This window comes from Pseudomonas baetica (assembly GCF_051216495.1).
GTDB lineage: Bacteria > Pseudomonadota > Gammaproteobacteria > Pseudomonadales > Pseudomonadaceae > Aquipseudomonas > Aquipseudomonas baetica_B.
The window spans coordinates 12024-32394 of record NZ_JBPKAM010000074.1 but is presented as its reverse complement, the minus strand read 5'-3'; the positions used below and the strand labels follow the sequence as shown (position 1 = coordinate 32394).

General features: G+C 61.0%; 13 protein-coding genes and 1 pseudogene. 3 read left to right on the top strand and 11 right to left on the bottom strand.

Annotation, left to right across the window (positions count from 1 at the left end; genetic code table 11):
- Positions 1 to 141 precede the first annotated feature (141 nt).
- The gene (locus tag ACSFE6_RS22615) at positions 142 to 1098 is read left to right on the top strand and encodes an alpha/beta hydrolase (protein ID WP_435429661.1); all 957 of its coding nucleotides are present in this window, start codon (positions 142 to 144) and stop codon (positions 1096 to 1098) included.
- A gap of 47 nt (positions 1099 to 1145) precedes the next feature.
- Here the strand turns inward: ACSFE6_RS22615 and ACSFE6_RS22610 are convergent, their stop codons facing one another.
- From ACSFE6_RS22610 to ACSFE6_RS22600, 3 genes and pseudogenes are all read right to left on the bottom strand, one after another.
- Positions 1146 to 3500, bottom strand: coding sequence for a T6SS phospholipase effector Tle1-like catalytic domain-containing protein (locus ACSFE6_RS22610; protein ID WP_435429660.1), 2355 nt, complete (start codon positions 3498 to 3500; stop codon positions 1146 to 1148).
- Positions 3488 to 3998, bottom strand: a pseudogene (locus ACSFE6_RS22605) (DUF3304 domain-containing protein). The gene ACSFE6_RS22610 and the pseudogene ACSFE6_RS22605 overlap by 13 nt, the downstream one beginning before the upstream one ends.
- On the bottom strand, positions 3980 to 4474 hold the full coding sequence (locus ACSFE6_RS22600) for a DUF3304 domain-containing protein (protein ID WP_435429659.1): 495 nt from the start codon (positions 4472 to 4474) through the stop codon (positions 3980 to 3982). The pseudogene ACSFE6_RS22605 and the gene ACSFE6_RS22600 overlap by 19 nt, the downstream one beginning before the upstream one ends.
- Positions 4475 to 5111: 637 nt before the next feature.
- Between ACSFE6_RS22600 and ACSFE6_RS22595 the strand changes: the two genes are divergently transcribed.
- Positions 5112 to 5411: a DUF6124 family protein gene (locus ACSFE6_RS22595; RefSeq protein ID WP_435429658.1), complete on the top strand. Its 300-nt coding sequence runs from the start codon at positions 5112 to 5114 to the stop codon at positions 5409 to 5411.
- Between the two features lie 219 nt (positions 5412 to 5630).
- Here the strand turns inward: ACSFE6_RS22595 and ACSFE6_RS22590 are convergent, their stop codons facing one another.
- The 5 genes from ACSFE6_RS22590 to pvdM all read right to left on the bottom strand — a co-directional run bounded on the left by ACSFE6_RS22590 (position 5631) and on the right by pvdM (position 13792).
- Entirely contained in the window at positions 5631 to 8108 is a 2478-nt protein-coding gene (locus tag ACSFE6_RS22590) for a TonB-dependent siderophore receptor (RefSeq protein ID WP_435429657.1), read from the bottom strand.
- Between the two features lie 245 nt (positions 8109 to 8353).
- Entirely contained in the window at positions 8354 to 10003 is a 1650-nt protein-coding gene (locus ACSFE6_RS22585) for a cyclic peptide export ABC transporter (protein ID WP_435429656.1), read from the bottom strand.
- 199 nt (positions 10004 to 10202) lie between these two features.
- The gene (gene pvdO, locus ACSFE6_RS22580) at positions 10203 to 11060 is read right to left on the bottom strand and encodes a dihydropyoverdine dehydrogenase (RefSeq protein WP_435429655.1); all 858 of its coding nucleotides are present in this window, start codon (positions 11058 to 11060) and stop codon (positions 10203 to 10205) included.
- A 72-nt stretch (positions 11061 to 11132) separates the two neighbouring features.
- Positions 11133 to 12413 carry a pyoverdine-tailoring periplasmic protein PvdN gene (gene pvdN, locus ACSFE6_RS22575; protein WP_435429654.1) on the bottom strand — a complete coding sequence of 427 codons (1281 nt, stop codon included), beginning with the start codon at positions 12411 to 12413 and terminating at the stop codon, positions 11133 to 11135.
- 29 nt (positions 12414 to 12442) lie between these two features.
- Positions 12443 to 13792, bottom strand: a complete 1350-nt coding sequence (gene pvdM / locus ACSFE6_RS22570; protein ID WP_435429653.1) for a pyoverdine-tailoring dipeptidase-like protein PvdM — start codon at positions 13790 to 13792, stop codon at positions 12443 to 12445.
- Positions 13793 to 14045: 253 nt separating this feature from the next.
- Between pvdM and pvdP the strand changes: the two genes are divergently transcribed.
- Entirely contained in the window at positions 14046 to 15665 is a 1620-nt protein-coding gene (gene pvdP, locus ACSFE6_RS22565; protein ID WP_435429652.1) for a pyoverdine maturation tyrosinase PvdP, read from the top strand.
- Positions 15666 to 15785: 120 nt separating this feature from the next.
- Here pvdP and ACSFE6_RS22560 read toward each other — a convergent pair whose 3' ends face one another.
- The 3 genes from ACSFE6_RS22560 to ACSFE6_RS22550 are packed head-to-tail and all read right to left on the bottom strand — an operon-like array spanning position 15786 to position 20334.
- Positions 15786 to 17180: an efflux transporter outer membrane subunit gene (locus tag ACSFE6_RS22560; RefSeq protein ID WP_435429651.1), complete on the bottom strand. Its 1395-nt coding sequence runs from the start codon at positions 17178 to 17180 to the stop codon at positions 15786 to 15788.
- A gap of 7 nt (positions 17181 to 17187) precedes the next feature.
- Positions 17188 to 19161 (bottom strand): MacB family efflux pump subunit, encoded by a 1974-nt coding sequence (locus ACSFE6_RS22555; RefSeq protein ID WP_435429650.1) that lies wholly within the window; start codon positions 19159 to 19161, stop codon positions 17188 to 17190.
- A complete protein-coding gene (locus ACSFE6_RS22550) occupies positions 19162 to 20334 on the bottom strand; it encodes an efflux RND transporter periplasmic adaptor subunit (protein WP_435429649.1) in 1173 nt (390 codons plus the stop codon).
- Positions 20335 to 20371: the final 37 nt, after the last annotated feature.

Here is a 20371-nt window from a genome sequence, read left to right as displayed (position 1 = left end):
CCATGTGAAGTACCATTGCCAGTGGACGGAGTTCCTCCCCTCTCCCTTCGTTTTTCCCTCCCCCCCCCCTCCCCCCCCCCCCCCCGCTCCCACAGTTTTAGCGCCGATCATTGACCTCTTTGTGTAAAAGGATTCCTCCCCATGCCCGTACTGCCAGAACTTGAAGCCTTCCTCGAACTCGCCGAATTCGGCCGCCTCACCGGCAAAAGCCGCCCCATGCACGAACAAACCCCACAACAGGCACGGATCGACTTCGAAGCCGCCTCAGGCTTTCTCGACGTGCCGCTGGACACCATCACCGTCGAAAACTTCACCATCCCCGCCCGCGACGGTCACAACCTGCCCGCGCGCCTGTATCGCAACGGCCCGGCGGCCGATGGCCTGCAACCGGTGATGCTCTACTTCCACGGCGGCGGCTACGTGGTCGGCAGCCTCATTTCCCACGACGCACTATGCCGTCGCCTGACCGCCCAGGGCGGCTTCGCCCTGCTGACTGTGGATTACCGCCTGGCACCGGAATGGAAATTCCCGACCCCGGTACAAGACGCCTGCGACGCCGGCAACTGGCTGGTGCGCGAAGGTGCAGCCCACGGTTTGGATGCCATGCGGGTGGCGTTGGCCGGCGACAGCGTCGGCGCGACCCTGGCCACGGTGCTATCGATGATCGCCGTACGCCAACCCGAAGAACTGGCCCTCAAACCCAAAGCCCAACTGCTGGTGTACCCCGTCACCGACGCCACCACCCATCGGGCCTCGCACCGGGATTTCGCCGAAGGCTACCTGCTGGAGACTCCCACGCTGGATTGGTTTTACGCGCACTACGCCCGCACGCCGGCAGATCTTGCGGACTGGCGTTGCTCACCGTTGTTGGCCGACGATCTGTCGGGCATCGCCCCGGCGCTGGTGTATTTGGCCGGGCATGATCCGTTGCATGACGAAGGGCTGGCGTATGCGGAGCGATTGCGGGCGGCGGGGAATGAAGTGACGTTGCTGCAGCAGCCGGGGATGACCCATGACTTCTTGCGGATGGCGGGGTTGTTGGGGGAGGTGGAGGGGATTCACGGGGAGGTGGCGGGGTGGGTGCGGGGGTGGTTGTGAGGTGACGGCAGATCATTCCCACGCGAAGCGCGGGAATGATCCAAGTATCAGTCGACCTTCTCGTCAAGCTCGAACAGGCTGCCCATCTCACGCAACATCGCAGTGGTGCGATCAATACGCTGGGCATAGTCGTCCTGAACAATTTGCTGCTTCAGCCCGGTTACCACCTGACCAATGTGAAGGGTCGGTTGCAGGAGTTGCTCGGCCTCGGGCAGGAACGGCAGAGCCAGGCCGCTGGCCTTGTCGATGACCTGATAGCCGATGGTCGCCCCGCCGATTCCCGCAACCAGTCCACCGACGCCGCCCAGCGCGCCGCCGCGCTTGATGCCATACACCGTGGCCCCGGCCAGCATCGCCACGCCCAATAGCCGACCGGCCACCACCACGGGTGACAGGGCGCGGCTGCTGTCGTTGCCGAAAAAGGTCATGCGATAGAAGAAGTAACCGGCCCACAGCTCTCGTGATTTCAGCTTCTCATGCATGAACCAGGCGCGTGAGTCGTGCACCTGGTCATCGAGCAGTGCGACCACCAAGGTCATGAGCGGATCCTTGCTCGGTGTACCCCTGTCGTTACTAAACAATTGCCTGGCTCGCCGCTCGCCCGCTTCGCGAATGGCCGCATGATCCTGTGCCTCGTCGTTCTGGTTGAGCAGGTAGATCGTGTCGCGCAACAGCACATCGGTGATTTCGGCGCTCCAGTGGGTCTGCTCGCGCTTGAGGCCCCGGTAGTCGCGCTTGAACTCAGCGGCGGCCTGGCTGAGCTGGGTTTTGTCGATTTGCGGCTCATAGATCGGCGGGCCGGGATAATTCGTTGCCGCCTCGGGTGATTTCAGACGATTACCCAGGGCGATCGCTTGCTGTTTCTTGAAATTCTCGCGCCCGCTGTCGGCTTCCTCGACTGTTGCCTCCTTGGCCTGGGTGAAGAAAGGTTGGTGTTTATAGCTGTCGTTGTCTTGCAGCGAATCGTTGGCATATCGGCCAATGCGCCAGCCGGTGATCCAGCCCAGTTGATCGGCCAAGGTGTCTTCCACTGTGGTGCTTAGTTGTTGTGGCAGGTATTGCGAAGGTGAGGGGTTGGAGGGGGCTTCGGGGGTTACGCCGGGGAGGGTATGGCGCCAGGCGTTAAAGCGTTCGATGACTTGGGGGTTGATGTCGAATTCTTCTTTTGTATCCAGCTCCAGTATTCGCCACGCCTTCTGACTGCGTAGAGTTTCCGGCAGTGCCACTTCTGGCACCTGCAGCGGAGCACCTGCCGCAAAGGCTTCGGCATACAGGTCATGCAGGACAATCTGCGACACCAATTCATTGATGCCTCCGCGAGCCTTGCCCTGATCATTCTGCGGGTAACCACCCCCGACATCGGAGTGCACGCCGGGATACACCACCTCATAGGTATTAGGTGGGTACTGACCATCCTCGTTGCGAATGGAATCAAGCGGAAAACACGCACGCTGTTCGAAAGCCGCAACGAAATGCCGGCAGCATTTGACGAAGTTCGGGAAGGTTTTCGCCTCCGGCAGCAGTTGGGTGTCATCGGCCCAGTCCATGTGCCCGGAGAAAAACGGTGCTACGTGGGCGATGCCCACTGAGGCCACGGTGTCCAGCACGCCGAGGAATTCGACGCTCACCGGCAGGCCGATCAGGCTTTGTGACGGCAACTCGGCGCCCTCCGGGGTTTCGAACAACTGGCTGAGCCAGGTGACGAAGGTGCGGGCTTCGGCTGCACCGCGAGAGAAGCCGTATACGAACAGCTTGACGCCCAATACCTTGGGTGTGGCCCGCTCCACGCGTTCTAGCAGAGGGCCGAGCACTTCCTTCATCACCCGGCGCCGCTTGCTGGGGCCGACACCGAACATCAGCGGGGCTTTCCAGGTACTCATGGCTTCGACAGCTTTCGCACGACGCTCCTGAGATAGCGGCGTCCTGTTAAGCGCCGTATGTAAGGCGTCAAAGACGGAAACCAGAGCCCAGTTGATACGGTCTTCACCGCCGGTGGCATCCCTTAGCCCTTGTTCGCTGTAATCCAGCTCACCAATTTCAGGGAAGGGTGTGCCAACACCGGGCATGTAGTAGGAAAAGTAACCGTTTTTTTTGGCCTCAGTACCTTGAAGCGAAGCATGGAACAGCTTGGCGATGTTGCTCGGATGATTGTTCTTGGTGTCGTTGTTGTCATTGTTGTTCGTGCCATCGAAAAAAAGGCTGATGTGCAGGCTGTGGCAACAACAGAAAAGTTGTGAGTGCTGCCCTTGAGCATCAGGTGTCCGTTGGAAAAGATTCTCCTCATAAAGGTGCTTTTTATAATTGTTTGTGACGGCCCGAACATCGGCTGGAAGGCGCCCCTCTACAGGGAACACTGGTGGAGCCCAGGCTTTAGCCTTTGAGCTTTCTTTCATTTTTGACATACGGATGGTTCCTTCATCTCGGTTGGTTCTTTGATTGGGTAGTGCTGTGAATCAGGGGGCCAGCACGAAGTAGTGATCTTAATTTGGTTGCATGTCAAAAAAATGAACCTTCAAGTCGCACGACTCCGTACCGGGCCACTCTGGAATATTTAATGTGGTGCTGTAATGCCTATATTTAGCCTTATGTTTAATCATGAAAGCTCTGAATTCATCCGTTCCTAAAGGCGGAGAGACTGCAAATGGATCTGGATCAACTTCCCATTCAATATGAGCCTTCAAACCGGGGCGCCACTTGATTGGCATGACAATGCAACATGACCGCCCACCACCGCCGTCAGCGCGGTAACCATTGACCGACAACCAGTTAATGCCATGCACGGTATGATTGATCGCCTGGATATTCCCTCCGGCCATTTCATTATCCGCAGAAGTGCAACCGAGCAATATCAAAGCCAACCCGCCAAACAACCACCGCACTCTTAGTTTCTTCCTGGACATACAGTTGGTTCCTTCATCTGCATGGGTTCATTGATTGGGTAGTTTGGTTGTCCATGTACCGAGCAGGCAGTCGTAATCTTCACACGGTTGCAGGTTAAGAAATGCACTTTCAGGTCGCACGACTCTGTACCTGGCCACTCTGGAATATCTACAGTGGTGCTGTGAATTCTGTAATGCGATTTGTGTTTTATCATGAAGCTTCGGAACTCATCTGTTCCTAGTGGCGGAGAATCAGCATATGGATCTGGATCAACTTCCCATTCAATATGAGCCTTCAATCCGGGACGCCACTTGGTCGGCATCATGATGCAGCACGAACTTCCACCACCGCCATGAACGCGATACCCATTTACCGACAACCAATTAATCCCCTGAGTCGTATGGTTGACCGCTTCTATATTGCCTCCGGCTATTTCATTGTCCGCTGAAGTGCATCCGAATAATGTCAGCAACAAAATACAGAGCAACCATCGCATTATTTTTTTCCTTGTTTATTTTCATCACAGGCATCTCTCTTTGTTGCTCATTTCAGTGGTGTTGAATGTTGCCGAGATCGGGATGCTTGCGGGGCCGTATTTCGGGGTGACCTTACTTGGGGCTGGTGGCATTCCATCCTCGTTCAAGCGACCGACAGCTTTCTGCAAGCTGACAACGGTTGAAATAGGATGCTTCCTTGATGTGTGTAGGACGCGGCTATGGTTCGGGTGCGTGGGGTCTGTCGGAATTTTTACAGTGGAGCGAAGAGAGGGGGAGTTCGACCGCGTTCTGGTGCTTTTGCCGCGTAGATTTTGGCGTGTTTAAAAGGCCGGCCGGTTACTTGATGAAAGCCACAGTTTATTGCGCCGCTACCTACAGTTACGCCAGAATCCGCCGGCTTGTGCGCCTTGGGGCCGGGTTTTATCGTTTGCCGGTCGCTGAAAAAGACAGCGATCGGGTTTGGTAGCCCGTCCTGATATGGCGCACAGCGTCACCTTTCTATGGTGACCATGCGCAGGGCACCCTCGGGTGCGCCGGGTTTGCCATATGGGCCGGTCTACCAACCTTCGTATGGTCACCACCCTTCGTTTGGTAGCGAGGGTGATGGCTCCATCAGTTCCCATATGGAGTTTCACTATGTTCAAGCCAACGCCCAATCCCCCGGAAACCGATCCTGACCGCATCCCCTCAGCCGCCGACATCAACGCCACCCCCCGCACACTCGACACCACCTTCTTCGTCAACCCTGACCTCGACACGCAAACCCTGCTGGCCCATGCCTGCGAGTCGCTGGCATCGGCCAATGTCATGACCCTGGATCTGGCGGATCGTATCGAGGGGACGAGTCGCAATGCGTTGTTGGGGATTGCCCAGGTGATCATGTTGGGGGAGTTGGCGGTGAATCGGGCGTTGGATCGGATTGAGTCGCCTGTGTAACCGGTGGTTGATCCGGATTCATTGTGTTTTGTCCATCGCCTTCGCGAGCAGGCTCGCTCCCACAATTGATCTCCAGTGAACCCTGAATTTACATTCACCACCGATCCCCTGTGGGAGCGAGCCTGCTCGCGAAGACTGACTGACAATCACCAAAAATCCCACAGACAAAAAATGCCCGCATCTCTCAACGCGGGCATTTTTCATTTCAGCTCAGTCGACTCAGAAGTCGTACTTCGCCGTCAGCTGGAAGTTGCGCGGCTCGCCGTAGAAGGTGGTGCCGAAGTTGCCCAGGCCCGTCAGGTACTTTTTGTCGAAGACGTTGTTGGCGTTGGCGGTGAAGCTCAGGTGTTCGTCGTACTGATAGCGGGTCATCAGGTCGACGAGGGTGTAGCCGCCTTGCTTGAGGTTGACCGTGGAGCCGTTGCCGGCGCCATCCACGTTCGGGTTGAAGGTCTGGCCGTAGAACGCGCTCTGCCAGCTGACGCCGCCACCGACGGTGAACTGGTCCAGGGCGCCCGGCAGGCGGTAGGTGGTAAAGGTGCGGATCACGTGTTCCGGCTTGGTGGTGGCCAGCGGGAAGCCGAAGATGCGTTGTTCGTCTTCGTCGCGGGTACGGGCGTAGGTGTAGCCGGCCGAGACGTTCCAGCCTTCGGCCAGTTCGCCGGCCATTTCCAGTTCCAGACCTTCGGTGGTTGCGCCGGAGATTGGTTTGTAGACGTCCTGGCCAGTGTCGGTGTTGGTGGTGACGTACTGGGCAACGTTGTCCTGTTCGATACGGAACAGGGCCAGGCTGGCGTTCAGGCGACCTTCGAAATAGGCCGCTTTCAGACCGGTTTCGTAGCTGTTGCCTTCAACCGGCTCCAGGGTCTTTCCGCTGGCGTCCTTGTAGATCTGCGGCTGGTAGATGCTGGTGTAGCTGGCGTAGACCGAGTAGGTATCGTCCAGGTCATAGACCACACCGGCGTAAGGCGTGACCACGCCGTGTTCCTTGTAGCTGGCGTGGGTGTCGGCCAGGTTGGCGTCCGCGTAGTAGTTGTAGTCCTCGTTGTACTTGTAGGTGCTCAGGCGGCCACCGAGGATGAACGACAGGTCGTCGGTCGGACGCAGGCGCGTGGCCAGGTAGAGGCCGTTCTGGCTTTGGGTGCGCTCGTACTTGCCGTTTTTCGGGAACTCCTGTTTGGCGATGTGGCCTTCCCAGTCGAAGATGTTGCCCGGCACCAGTTCGAAGGCGCTGGTGTCGTAGGTGGCGCCGGTCTGGCGGGAATGGGAGGTCATGAAACCTGCCACCAGTTCATGCTCGCGGCCGCCCAGGGAGAAGGGGCCGGAGACGTTGATGTCAGCGGTGTTCTGTACACGATGGCCTTCCCAGCGACCCCAATAGAAGAACATGCCTTCGCCGGTGGCGCGGTCCGGGTTGCCGCCGCTGGCCGAGGCCAGTTGGGTGTCGTGATCGGTGGTTTTCTGGTCGAGGCTGAGCTTGAGCTTCCAGTCGTTGGCCAGCGCTTGCTCCAGGGAGGCGAAGTAAGTGGTGCTGTCGAAATCGCGACGGCTCCAGTCGGCGCCCGGGTTGAAGCTGCGGGAGAAGTCGGTGCGACCGCCGTCGGTGAAGAACGGCGAGTTACCGGTCCAGGAACTGCCGCGCGGGGTCGCGCTGGACTTGTCCACACCCAGGGTCAACAGGGTGTCGTCGGTCAGGTCGGCTTCGAGGATGCCGTAGTACAGATCCCGTTTCTGGCTGTAGTGGTCGATGTAGGAGTCCTTGTCCTGCAAGGCGCCGACGAAGCGACCGCGCACGCTGCCGGTATCGTTCAGCGAGCCGGAGATGTCGCCTTCGGTGCGGTAGTTGTCCCAGGAACCGGCGGTGGCGCTGACCGAAGCCTTGAAATCCTTGGTCGGTTTCTTGCGCACCAGGTTCACGGTAGCGGACGGGTCACCGGCGCCGGTCATCAGACCGGTCGCGCCCTTGATGACTTCGATGCGATCCAGGCTGGCGGCGTCGTCGGTGTTGTTCGGGTTTTCACCGTAAACGCCGTCGTAAGGGATGTTGACGCCGTCGTATTGAAAGTTGGTGATGGCAAAGCCACGGGCGGAAAACTCGGTACGGTCACTGTCGTACTTTTGCATGGTGACGCCCGGCGTGTTGCGCAGGACATCACCCACGCTCTTTGCGCCCTGATCGTCCATCAATTGACGGGTGACCACGGTGACCGATTGCGGGGTTTCGCGGATGGTCAGCGGCAGCTTGGTGGCGGTGGTGGTGGCGCCGGTGGTGTAGGAACCGGTGTCTTCGGTGACCAGGCCCAGGGCCTGGCCGGAAATGGTGGTCGCGCCCAATTGCAGGCTCGAGGAACCACCGGAAATCAGGGTCACGCTGTTGCCGTTGATCTGGAACGAAATGCCGGTGCCCTTGAGCATCTCGGCCAAAGCCGCGGAGGGCTCCAGCGAACCGGACACGGCGCGGGACTTGATGCCGGCCACCTGATCCGGGCTGTAGAGGATCTGCAGGTTGGTCTGCATGCCCAGTTCGGTCAGCGCGCTGGACAGCGGCTGCACGGCAATGCTCACTTTTACAGGTGCTGCGGCGGCCATCGTGCTCCCCAGCAAGGTGGCGGTCAGCACACTGGCCAACAGGGTTCGATGCAGAGAAGGACGCTGTACGGCCAGCGCGAGAGGTGTGCGGCGTGGAAGGGATCGCATTACTTGCCTGTGCTCCTGAAAAAGTGTCGTGCAGAGTTTTTGTTAATGGGAATGATTATTAAGACGGGGCGCTGGCGGGAAACCGGAAAAATAATTTTCCCGTGGATTCAAATAGTTCCCAGAACCCTGTGGGAGCTGGCTTGCCAGCGATGGGGTCATCACATTCAACATTGATGCTGACTGACCCACCGCTATCGCTGGCAAGCCAGCTCCCACAGGTTCTGCACAAGGTCTCGAAAGTGTGGTCAGGCGGGGGTCAGCTCAGTGACCACCCGACCGCTCTCCATTCGCACCAACTGGTCTGCCACATCGAAATACCGGTCATCGTGGGAGATCACGATGATGGTCTTGCCCAGGCGTTTGAGATCCGGCAGCAGCTCGGTGTAGAAGATCCGGCGGAAGGTCGGGTCCTGGTCGGCGGCCCATTCGTCGAACACCAGTACCGGGCGTTCTTCCAGCCAGGCGTTGACCAGCGCCAGACGCTTGCGTTGGCCGGTGGAGAGGTCGGTGGTGGTGAAGTTGCCGTCCTTGACGCTGACCTTGTGCGCGATCTCCAGGCGTTGCAGGTACTTGTTGGCGTCTTCCGGAATCTGCGTGTCGCCCTGGACCACGTCGTCGAACAGGTAGTAGTCGGCGAAGATGGTGGTGAACAGTTGGCGATAGTCGTCGCGGTTCTGTGCGTCGATGGCTTCGCCGTTGACCTGGATCTGTCCCTGTTGCGGCGTATACAGGCCCAGCAGCAATTTGATGAGCGTGGTCTTGCCGCAACCGTTCTCGCCGACGATGAAGGTGATGTCGCCCTGTTTGATCGTCAGGTTGACCGGCCCCAACTGGAACGGCGCAGCACCGTCCACCGACGGGAAGGCGTAGCGCACATCCGCCAGTTGCAGTTCGTGCACGACCGGCTTGACGTTGCCCTGATCACTGAGCAGCAGATGCGCTTCAGGGGTGGAAAACTGTTCGGACAATTCGGCGATGCGGCGGAAGGCGATCTGCGCGCGACTGACGATCGGCAGGGTGCTGATCAGGTGCTCCAGTGGGCCTTTCATGTACAGCAGCACCAGCACGAAGCCGCTCATCACCGTCTTGTCGGCGCTCGGCCAGAAGGTTTGCAGGGCCAGGGCCAGGCCGATGACCACGAAGAACAGCATCGAGCCGAAGGTCTTGGCGATGACGAAGGTGTTGATCGAACGCACCTGGGTGTTGCAGATGAATTCGGCGGTGCCCTTGATGCCCGAGGTGAACATGCGCTGGCGGCGCGGGCGGTGAATGCGCAGTTCCTTGGCACCTTCGGCAATCGCGTTGTAGTGCTTTTGCAGTTCGTCTTCGGCGTCGCGGGCGGCCATGAAACCCTGCACGCCCTTGCTCTGGGCGTAGGCCTGGATCGCGGTGCCAATCAGGATCGCGGCGATCATGATCAGGAACATCGGCCACGACAGCATCGCCAGGTAGCCCATGCAGCCGAGGGTCACGGTGACGGAAATCGCCAGCGGCGCGAAGGCGAAGGCGAAGTCGCTGATGGTGTCGACGTCGTGGGTCAGTACCGGAATCAGGCGATGGCTGCGATAGCGTTCGATCTGTTCGATCGGCGCCGACAGCACCTTCTCGCCCAGCTGTTTGCGCAGCTTGGCGATGATGTGCTGGCCGACGTAGTTGGTGCCGATGTCCGAGCAGATCGAACTGGCCAGCGCCAGCAGGCACAGCCCGGCGAACAGCGCGACCACGCCCTGGGTCAGGCCGCTGTCGGAATGCAGGGCATTGTTGATGGTCGCCAGCAGCACCGTGACGCTCAGGCCGCCGACCATGCCCAGGACAATGGAGGTGGTGACGATGAGTCGAAAGGGTTTGAGCAGGGCGAACAATTCGCCGATGGCGCCTCGGGTGGGCTGGGTCATGGAAGACAGTTCCTTGGGTCGGAAGGCAGATACCCAGTAGAACGTCTGGTGGTGGGGTTAATTTAGAGGGTGTCACCAACCCCTGTAGGAGCGAGCATGCTCGCGATGGACGCCCAGGCACCGCGGATAGTCAGGTATCCCGCGTTATCGTTAACGACCATCGCGAGCATGCTCGCTCCTACAGGGGGACGGGTGTGGGTTAGAGATCGCGCACGACACGAAAGCCCATCCAGTCGCCGCGTTCCTGCGGGTACTGGCTGTTGCGGTTGCCGGAGCGGGAGAACACCGGCGCTTCACCCCAGTCATTGCCGCGGATGCGCACGGCTTCGCAATTGGGTTCCAGCCAGGCGCTGCCGTCGGTGGGGGCGCCGATGTAGTTCGGGTGCTCGCAGTCCTCGACCCATTCGTAGACGTTGCCGTGCATGTCGTACATGCCGAAGGCGTTGGGCGGGTAGCTGCCCACGGGCGAGCTGTAGCTGTAGCCATCCGTGGGGCCGTAGGTGTTGGCGTGTTTGGCGATGCTGTATTCCTTGCCTTCATCGAACGGGAAGGGGAACGGGCCCTTGGTGCCGCCACGGGCGGCGTATTCGCGTTGGGCCTCGCTGACCATGTGGTAATTCTGCCCGGTCTTCTTCGAGAGCCAGGCGACGTAGTTTTTCACGTCGTCGAAATTCATGCACACCGCCGGCTGGCGCGGGCTCTGTGGATAACGCGGCTTGCTGGCAATGCACTCGCGACCGGGCCGGGTATCGCCGTTGGCGATGACCACGCCGCTTTCCTTGATGTAGCTGTCCCACTCACCGGCGGTGATCTGGAAGCGGCTCATGGCGAAAGGCTTGGCAAAGGTCACGTCATGCATCGGCCCTTCATCGGGCTCACGACCGACTTCATCGTCCGGGGTGCCCATGGTGAAGGTGCCGGCGGGGAGTACGACCATTTCCGGGCAGTTCTTGCAGTCCTTGAAGACTTTGCCGGGGGGCGGTGGGGTGGCGGCTTGGGTAGCCGTCGACAGGAGGGCAACCACCAAGGCGGAGAAAGGCAATGAATAAAAGCTCATGAGTCATCTCGATTAAATGAAGCGAACCCTGTAGGAGCGAGCATGCTCGCTCCTACAGAAAAGAAGGGGCCGTCAGGCGGTTTTGTTGAGCAAGGCCATGAAGCGGTCTATTTCGTTTTCGCTGTTGAGCAGGCCCGGGGCGATGCGCACCACGGGGCCGGCGTCGCGCTCCACCGCGTCGCAGACCACGTGGTTTTGCATCAACCCGGTGGCGACTTTCTCGCAATCCAGCTCCTTGACCCGGAAGAAGGTGAAACCGGCGGACAGCTCGGGGCTTTGCGGCGTGACCAGTTCGATTCGCGGCTGTTCCAGCAGGCGATTCTTGGCGTAGGTGTTGAGTTCGTGAATACGCTTTTGCACCTCGGCCTTGCCCAAATCCAGATGCAATTTGAACGCCTCGTCCGCCGCCCAGCGATGTTCAAAACTGTGATAGCCGCCGGGGGTCATGATGGTCGAGAAGGTGGTGGCTTCGGAGAAGGTCGGAATGATCGGCGTGACGTCCTTGAGCTCGGCGGAGCGGGCACAAATGATCCCGGTGCCACGGGGGCCGAACATCCATTTGTGGGTGCCGGCGATGAAGAAGTCGCAGTGCATGTCGGGAAACTCGAGATCCTCGACACCAAAACCGTGCACGCCGTCGACCACATACAGAATGCGGTCCTTCTCGTCGCGCTGGCGATTCAGCTCTTCGACCAGCTTGCCGATTTCGCCGATCGGAAGCTTCACGCCACTGCCCGATTGCACCCAGGTCATGCCCAGCACACGGGTCTCGGGGCGGATGCCTTTGGCAATCGAGCCCAGCACTTCGTCCACGGAAACGTCGCGGCTGTTTTCGAACAGCTTGAGCTTGCGCACTTTCGTGCCCTGGCGTTGCTGGCGATATTCCAGGGTGTAGTTGGTCGAGTAATGCTCGTGTTCGCTGACCAGAATCTCTTGGTCCGGACGGACATGGATACCGCCGTAAATCATCGACAGGCCTTCGGTGGTGCTGCCGGTGAGGGCGATCTGCTCAGGCGTGGCGTTGAGGTAGCGACCGGCCCAGACCCGCACGTTGTGCTCGCGTTTCTCTGTTTCCTGCAGGTCCCAGTCCATGGCGCGACCAGGGTTGCGGTCGATGTTGGCGCGGTGCATCTCGATGGCGTTGCGTACCGGTGTGGGATGCGAGGTCACCAGGAAATTGGCGAAGTGCAGGTAGTCCGGGTCCTGATTGAACAGTTGGCGCAACTGCATCCATTTGCCCTTGGGCAACGGCGCAGGGTTGCCCGCGAACGCTGGCAGGCTCACACCGGCAGTCAGGGGTAAACCGGCGGCGAGAATGCCCGCCTGCTTGAGGAATGAACGACGGTTGGTCATGGCTTCGGTTCGCTTGTGCAAAGGGAGAATCAGTTTTTCGCCACAGGCCGGGCGGACTTCTCGACCTGATCCCAGACCCGCAGGAAATTGCCGCCCCAGAGCTTGGCGATATCGGCCTCGCTATAACCGCGGCTGATCAGCTCGGCGGTCACGTTGCGGGCCTCGCTGACGTCCTTCCAGCCATCGAGGCCGCCGCCATCGTTGAAGTCGGAGCTGATGCCGACATGGTCGATGCCGATTTTCTTCACCGCATAATCAATCGCGTCGCCGTAGTCCTTGAGGGTGGCCTTGGGTTCTTCGTCGACGATGGCGTAGAGCTGGCTGGCGTACTCGCCGAAACGCTGCTCGGACCAGACGGTGATCACCGGGTCGCCCGGCATCAGCGCCATCTCCAGGCCTTGCAGCGGTTGCAGGTCGAAGCGCGCACGCAGGGCGTTGAGTTTGTCCTGGGTGGCCTGGCTCAACGGCTTGATGTAGGTCGGGAAGCCGACGATCTGCACCACGCCGCCGCTGTTCTTGATCAATTGCATTTCCTGATCGCTGAGGTTGCGTGGAATGTCCACGAGGCCACGAGGCGCGGAGTGGGACGCCACCATCGGCGTGCGGCTCAACAGCGCGACTTGCTCCAGAGCCTTGGTCGACATCTGCGACACGTCGATGATCACCCCGAGGTCATTGAGGCGATGCACGGCCTGCTTGCCAATCTCCGACAGGCCGCCGAGGGCGTCCCGGGAATCATTGAAAAACGGCAGTGGTCGCGATGAGTCGGCCCAGGCGTTGTTGCCCACATAGCTGAAGCCGAACATGCGCATGCCCCGAGCGGCCCATTTGTCCAGGGCATTGAGGTCGTTGCCCAGCGGGTAGGCGTTGAGCATGCTCATGAAGATCGCGAACTTGCCTTCGCCGTGCAGGCGGCGGAAGTCATCGGGGGTGTAGGCGATGGCGACCTGGTTGGGGTAGTCGCGGACCATCGTAGTGATGATCTTGTAGCGGGTTTCCTGTTCGAAACGTGCTTCTTCGATGAAACCGGCAGTCGGGCGGTGCGGCGCGTTGGGGCCGTTCCAGATCTCTGGCCAGCCGAAGATCGTCAGGGCTGCGCCGGACAGGCGCCCGCGCCCGGTCTTGACCAGGTCGAACTGACCGCTACCGTCCTTATCCGCTTCATTGCCGGCAGTGCCGAAGTCCATGGGTACGGTGATGTGGCTGTCGAACGAGAGCAGGCGCTCGTGCAGTTCATCGGCCTGATTCATCACCTTGACCGGGTAGCCGGGGTTGTCCTTGAACCAGTAATCCCAGGCCGCGAAGCCTGCACCGGCGCTGATCGCCAGGGCCAGCGGCAGGCCGATGAAAAGAGCCTTTTTCGAGCGTGGTTTTGTCATTGCCGTCTCAGTCAGTTGGCCACGGTGGCTTTGCTATCTGGGAGGAACGAGTCAGCGGGGGAGGAATTTAGTGCCTGTGCGGGCCTCATCGCTGGCAAGCCAGCTCCCACAGTGGCCAGTGGTGTTCACGCATTCTGTGTACACCACCGATTCCTGTGGGAGCTGGCTTGCCAGCGATGCTTTTAAATTTGTGAGGGCAACAAACGTTCTAGCTGGGATAAGGCCTGCTTCCATGGCTGACACAGGTAGGGCAATGACGATTTCTCGACGATGGTTCATGGCGGGCCTGGCGCTGACTGGCGCTGCCGTGCCAGCGGCTTTTTATGGGCATCGCCAATGGACGAAACCGGATCCGACGATCACCCCCGGCGAAGCGTCGTTCGATGTCGCGGATGTTGCCGGCCAGCGCTTGGCGGACACCCTGCGCGGTGTCTGGCAGATCCGTTTCGAAGGGCGCGATGCCGGGCTTGAAGGCCTGCCGCTGGACGGGCTGGAAGTGTTTCTCGACATCGGCCACAAGGGGCGCGGGCTGATCGGTTTTCTCGACACTGCCGAGCGTTTGCGTTCCAGCGAGGCGCCGCGTTATCGGGTGCTCGGTGATCTGGCCGGTGCTAAATCAGCGCAGCTGAGTTGGCGGCTGCTCAGCGTCAATGGCACCTGCGATTACGAATTCACCATGTCCCTGGACGAAGTCTGGGCCGCGTTCGGCAATGCTGGCAGCGGCTCGCTGAGCGGACGGGTGCTGGATCTGGATCGGCCATTGATGATGACCGCCCAGGACAATCGCTTCATCGCCGTCAAACGGGTATTCCCTGAAGCCCGCGAGCGAACCGGTTTGAATGCGCCACTGTTGGCGTGGCTGGTGTCCCCTGAACACCGGCTGTTTCACCAGCTCTGGCATGCCTCCCGGGACAAATGGCACACCTTGCCCGAAGACAAGCGCAATGCCTTGCGCGGCATCGGCTGGCAGCCCGGCCCGCGGGACAAGGAGCGTGATGCCCGGGGCGCGCGCAAGGATCGCAACGGTTCGGGCGTGGATTTTTTCTTCATGCACCGACACATGCTCGGCACCGCGCGCTCGCTGCAGGATTTGCCGTCGTGGACGCAATTCCCCTTGCCGCAACCGGAGCTGGCCCGGGACCGCATCGGCTTCGCCAGCTATTTCGACAACCACGACGGCACCGCGCTGCCGCCCACCTGGTTGGCCGAGGACGATGACGAGTACTCGCAGTGGGTCAGCGACATCAAGACCGCCGAGACCTATCACAGCAACTTCCAGGTCTGGGAGTCGCAGTACCGCGATCCGCGTTACCTGTCCAAGTTGACCTTGGGGCAGTTTGGTTCAGAGGTCGAACTCGGTCTGCACGACTGGCTGCATATGCGCTGGGCTTCGGTGCCCCGCGATCCGTCGAACGGACAGCCAGTGCCGTTCGCCCGCGACCCTGCGGACTTTTCCGCACGCTGGTTCGCCCCGGAAAACGACTTCCTCGGCGATCCGTTTTCGTCTCATGTGAGCCCGGTGTTCTGGCATTTCCATGGCTGGATCGACGACCGACTGGAGGACTGGTTCCGCGCCCATGAGCGTTTTCATCCGGGGGAAGTCAGCCGGCTTGAGGTCAATGGCGTGCCGTGGTTCGCCCCGGGGCGCTGGGTCGAGATCGACGACCCGTGGCTGGGACCGGATACCCATGGTTGCAGCACTACGCCTGGGTTGCAGGCGGGCAGGTCGGTGGAAATGGACCCGGAAACCATGAAGCTCGCGCTGCGGATTACCTTTGGCGAGGATGAGAAGAAGTTGAAGGATTTGTTCCGGAAGGTGCCGCGGCGGCCTTGGTATGCGCGGCATTTGAAGGCCAAGCAGAGTCAAGCCTGATAGGTGATGTTGGATGTTCTGGCCCCTTCGCGAGCAGGCTCGCTCCCACAGTGGTTCTATGTACATAGGCCCATTGTGGGAGCGAGCCTGCTCGCGAAGACGGCCGAATAGTCACCGCAATTACAAAGCCTGCCACCCACCCCCAAGCGCCTTGTACAACGCAATGCTCGCCTGCAACCGCGACAACCGCAGTTGCACATTCAAATCCTGCGCCGCATACAGCGTGCGCTGTGTCTCCAGCACCGTCAGCAGATCCTCGGCACCCGCCTGATAGCGGCTTTGCGAAATGTCGAACGCAGTCTGCGCCTGGCGCAATTCCTCACCCTGCCACTGCCGCTGTTCGTCCAGCCCACGAATGCTGTTCAGGGCTTTTTCCACGTCGGCGAAGCCACTGATGATCGCACCGCGATAGGTTTGCAGCAGTTCTTCCTGACGGGCCGTGGCCTTGTCGCGCTCGGCGCCGAGGCGGCCGTTGTTGAACACCGGGGCGAGAAGGCCGGCGGTGAGGTTGTAGTAGGGGCTACGCAGGATGTCGTTGGCGCGATCGGCACCGGAGCCGATTTCCGCACTCAGGGTCACGGTCGGCAACATGGCGGCGCGGGCCACGGTAACGTCGGCTTGGGCGGCGGCCAGTTCGGCTTCGGCCTTGGCAATGTCCGGGCGGCGACTCAGCAGTTGGCTGGGCACACCAGCGTCGATGGCTGGCCATGACAGTTGATCGAAGCGTTCCTGGCCCAGGGACAGGTCCTGCACCGGACGGCCGAGCAGGGCGGCGAGACTGATCCGGGCATCCCTGGCCTGCTGCTGCACCAGCGGCAATTGCCGTTGCTGGGCCGCCACCAGGCTTTTCTGTTGAGCTAGTTCCAGGGCAGTCGCCGATCCCGAATCGAAGCGGGTCTGCACCAGTTGCAACACGCTCTGCGCGTTGGCTAGGTTCAGCTCGGCAATACGGCTCTGCTCCTGCAGCGACAAGGCTTGTGCGTAGGTATTGGCCACGCCACTGAGCAAGGTCAGTTCCACCGTCGCCTGATCGAACTCGCTGGCTTGCAAGGCAAATTGCGCACTGTCGCGGGAGGCGCGTTGGCCGCCCCAGAAATCGATTTCGTAACTGGCCGTGAGGTTGGCGGTGAAGTAGTCGACCGCGTCGTTGTCGCTGTCGGCATCCAGTTGGCTATAGCCATTGCCTCGCAGCAGCTTCTGCCGGTTGGCGTTCAACCCGGCCTTCACCTCGGGCAATTGCGAGCCACCGGCGACCACCGTTTCGGCCTGCGCCTGACGCACCCGGGCCATGGCGGCGGCCAGATCGTAACTTCCGGCGCGGGCCTGTTCGACCAGGTGCGCAAGGTGTGGACTGCCGAAGCGGTTCCACCATTGCGCGTTGCTGCGAGCGGCGCTTTGGGCATGGGGCGATTGCCAGGAGGAGGGCGGCACGATGCCGCTTTCCGGGCGCTGGGCAGGCGTGCCACAGGCACCCAGAAGCAGGCAGAGGGTGAGCAAACTCAGTTGCGGCTTCATCAAGAGATCATTCACTGGTAAGGGCCGTGACCGGGTCGAGTCGGGCAGCTTTGCGGGCCGGCATGAAGCCGAAGACAACACCGGTGACCAGGGCGCAGCCGAAGGCGCCGAGTACCGCTATCAAGGAAAACGCCACGGCGACTTCAATGAGGATCAGCACGCCGCCGACGATCAGCGCCAGGGCGATCCCGGCCAGGCCGCCGACCACCGAAAGCATCACCGCCTCGGTGAGGAACTGGCGCAGGATGTCGCGCTGGCGGGCACCGGTGGCCATGCGAATGCCGATCTCGCGGGTCCGCTCGCGCACGGTCATGAGCATGATGTTCATCACGCCGATGCCGCCCACCAGCAGCGAAATCGCGGCAATCGAGCCGAGCATCAGCGACAGGGTATTTTGCGTGCGCGCTTCGGCCTGGATCATTGCTGCGTTATTGGTCAGCTCGAAATCCTTCTTGCCGTTGTGCAGGCGCAACATCAGCTGTTCGATGGCTTGCTCGGTCTCCTTGACCTTGCGCGCATCGGCGGCGGCAATGGCGATGTACTCGGGGTTATGAGTGCCGAACAGTCGCACGCTCGCCGCGGAGTAGGGGATGGCGATGCGGTCGTCGCTGTCGGAGTCGCCGGAGCTGGCGCCTTTTTCCGCCAGCACCCCCACCACCTGGAACGGCACGTTTTCGATCAGGATGTATTGGCCGATAGGGTTGGCCACGTCCTTGAGCAGTTTGGTGCGAACCTTGTGGCCGATCACCGCCACCGCCGCGGCGTTTCGCTCGTCGGCCTCGGTGAAGTAGCTGCCTTCGACCACCGGCCAGTTGAAGATCGCCGGGAAATGGGTGTCGTTGCCGCCGACGTAGCTCAAGTGATCGAGGTTGCCGAAACGTACCCCGGCTTCCTGGCCATTGACCGGCATGATCCGCATCACTTGCGGCAGGCTCGCCACGGCCCTGACTTCATCCAGGGTGATGATGCCCTGCGGCGTTCGCGGATTGGGCGCCGAGCCGCTGAGGTAAATGATGTTGGAGCCGAACGCGCCCATTTGTGCCATGACCTGGCGCTTGCTGCCTTCGCCGACGGCCAGCATCACCACCACCGAGGCCACGCCGATGATGATCCCGAGCAGGGTCAGCGCGGTGCGGAACTTGTTGATCCACATTACACGCCAGGCTGCTTGCACGGCATCGACCAGTTCGCCTTTCCAGGCGCCGTTGGCTTGCGCGCCTTCGCTCAGGCGCTTGCGCAAATCCACGGCCTGCAAGGCGCCGGCATTGGCAGAGTGTTGTACGGCAGGGTTGTCCCTGGCGCTGTCGCTGATGATCAGGCCGTCGCGGATTTCAATGATGCGTTTGGCCCGCGCCGCGACTTCGCGGTCGTGGGTGATCAGGATCACCACATGGCCCTGGCTCGCCAGTTCGTCGAGCAGCGCCATGACTTCCTTGCCGCTGTGGCTGTCGAGGGCGCCGGTGGGTTCGTCGGCGAGGATGATGTGACCGCCGTTCATCAAGGCACGGGCGATGGACACCCGCTGCTGCTGACCACCGGAGAGCTGGTGCGGACGGTTGCCGGTGCGCGTGGCCAGGCCCAGGCGGTCGAGCAGGGCCGCGGCGCGGGCATGGCGTTCGGCGGCCGGAGTACCGGCGTAGATCGCCGGCATCTCGACGTTTTCCTGGGCCGAGCCCGACGGGATCAGGTGGTAACCCTGGAACACGAATCCAAAGGCTTCACGACGCAGCCAGGCCAGCTCGTCAGTGTCGAGCGCAGCGACGTTTTCCCCGGCGAAGCGATACTCACCTGACGTCGGACGGTCCAGGCAGCCGAGGATATTCATCAGCGTCGATTTGCCGGAACCGGAGGCGCCGACGATCGCCACGAATTCCCCGGCATGGATCGACAGGTCGATGCCGCGCAGCACATGAACTTCAGGAGCGTCGCCACCGCCGTAGGCCTTGCGGATGTCCGACAGTTCGATCAGGGGCGTCTGCATTCAACCGCCACTCCCGTCGGCCGGGCCGATCAACAGGTGATCGCCTTCCTGCAACCCGTCGAGGATCTGCACCCGCAGGCGGTCGCTGATGCCGGTGCGTACGTTGCGTTGTTCGATGCTGCCGTTTTTCGCGACGACTTGTGCCGTCTGGCTATGCGTTTGGGTACCTGATTGCAGTGCAGCAATCGGTGCAGTCAGCACGTCTTTGGCCTGATCGGCGACGAAGAACACCTGCGCGGTCATTTCCGCCATCAGTGCGTTGTCGGCGTTGTCGACGTCGAGCAACACGGTGTACAGCACCACCCGGGCGCTGCCGCTTTTGCTGGAGCTGGCGGGGCTGCCGCCGCCCTGGGTGGTCTGGTCGAGGGGCTTGGGCGGCACCGGCAGAATTTGCCGCACGGTGCTTTTCCAGCGCCGGGTGCCACCGCTGAGGGTGGTGAACCAGGCGTTCATTCCGGGTTTGACGTGGCCAATGTCGGCTTCGGAAACCTCGGCCCACACGGTCATCGGCGACAGCTTGGCGATGCGCAGGATCAACGGCGTCTGTTGCTGGGCATTGAGGGTCTGGCCTTCACGGGCGTCGAGGGCGACCACGGTGCCGGACATCGGCGCGTAGATTCGCGTGTAGCCAAGTTCGGCCTGATCACTGCGCAGACTGGCCTGGGCCTGACGGATCTGTGCCTGGAACATGTCGATGCGCGCCTGGGTGGCGCGCAGTTCGGCCTGGGCGGTCTGCACGTCTTCTTCGCGGGTGGCGCCGCCGGCCTTGAGGTTCTGCTGGCGCTGGAACTTCTGTTGGGCGAGGTCATGTTGCGCCCGTTGTTCCTGGAGCTGCGCCTTGAGGTTTTCGATGGAGTAACGTCCGGCGTCGAGCTTGGCCTGTTGCGTGGACGGATCGATTTCCACCAGCAACTGGCCTTCCTTGACCACATCGCCGACTTCCACATGGATCTTGTGGATCTGCCCGGACGCCTGGGCACCGACGTCGACGTAGCGCCTCGGTTGCAGGGTGCCCAATGCCGTGACACTGCTTTCGATATCGCCGCGGCTGACTTGCACGGTGGCGAACTGGTCACGGCCGGGCGGGATGATCTGCCAGGCGGCGACGGCAATGACGGGGATCAGGCTGAGTGCGACAAGCAGGGCGCGTCGGGTCTGACGGGGACGTTTCATGCAGGGTTCCAGAACGGCAGGGACGGGGAGCTGTCCT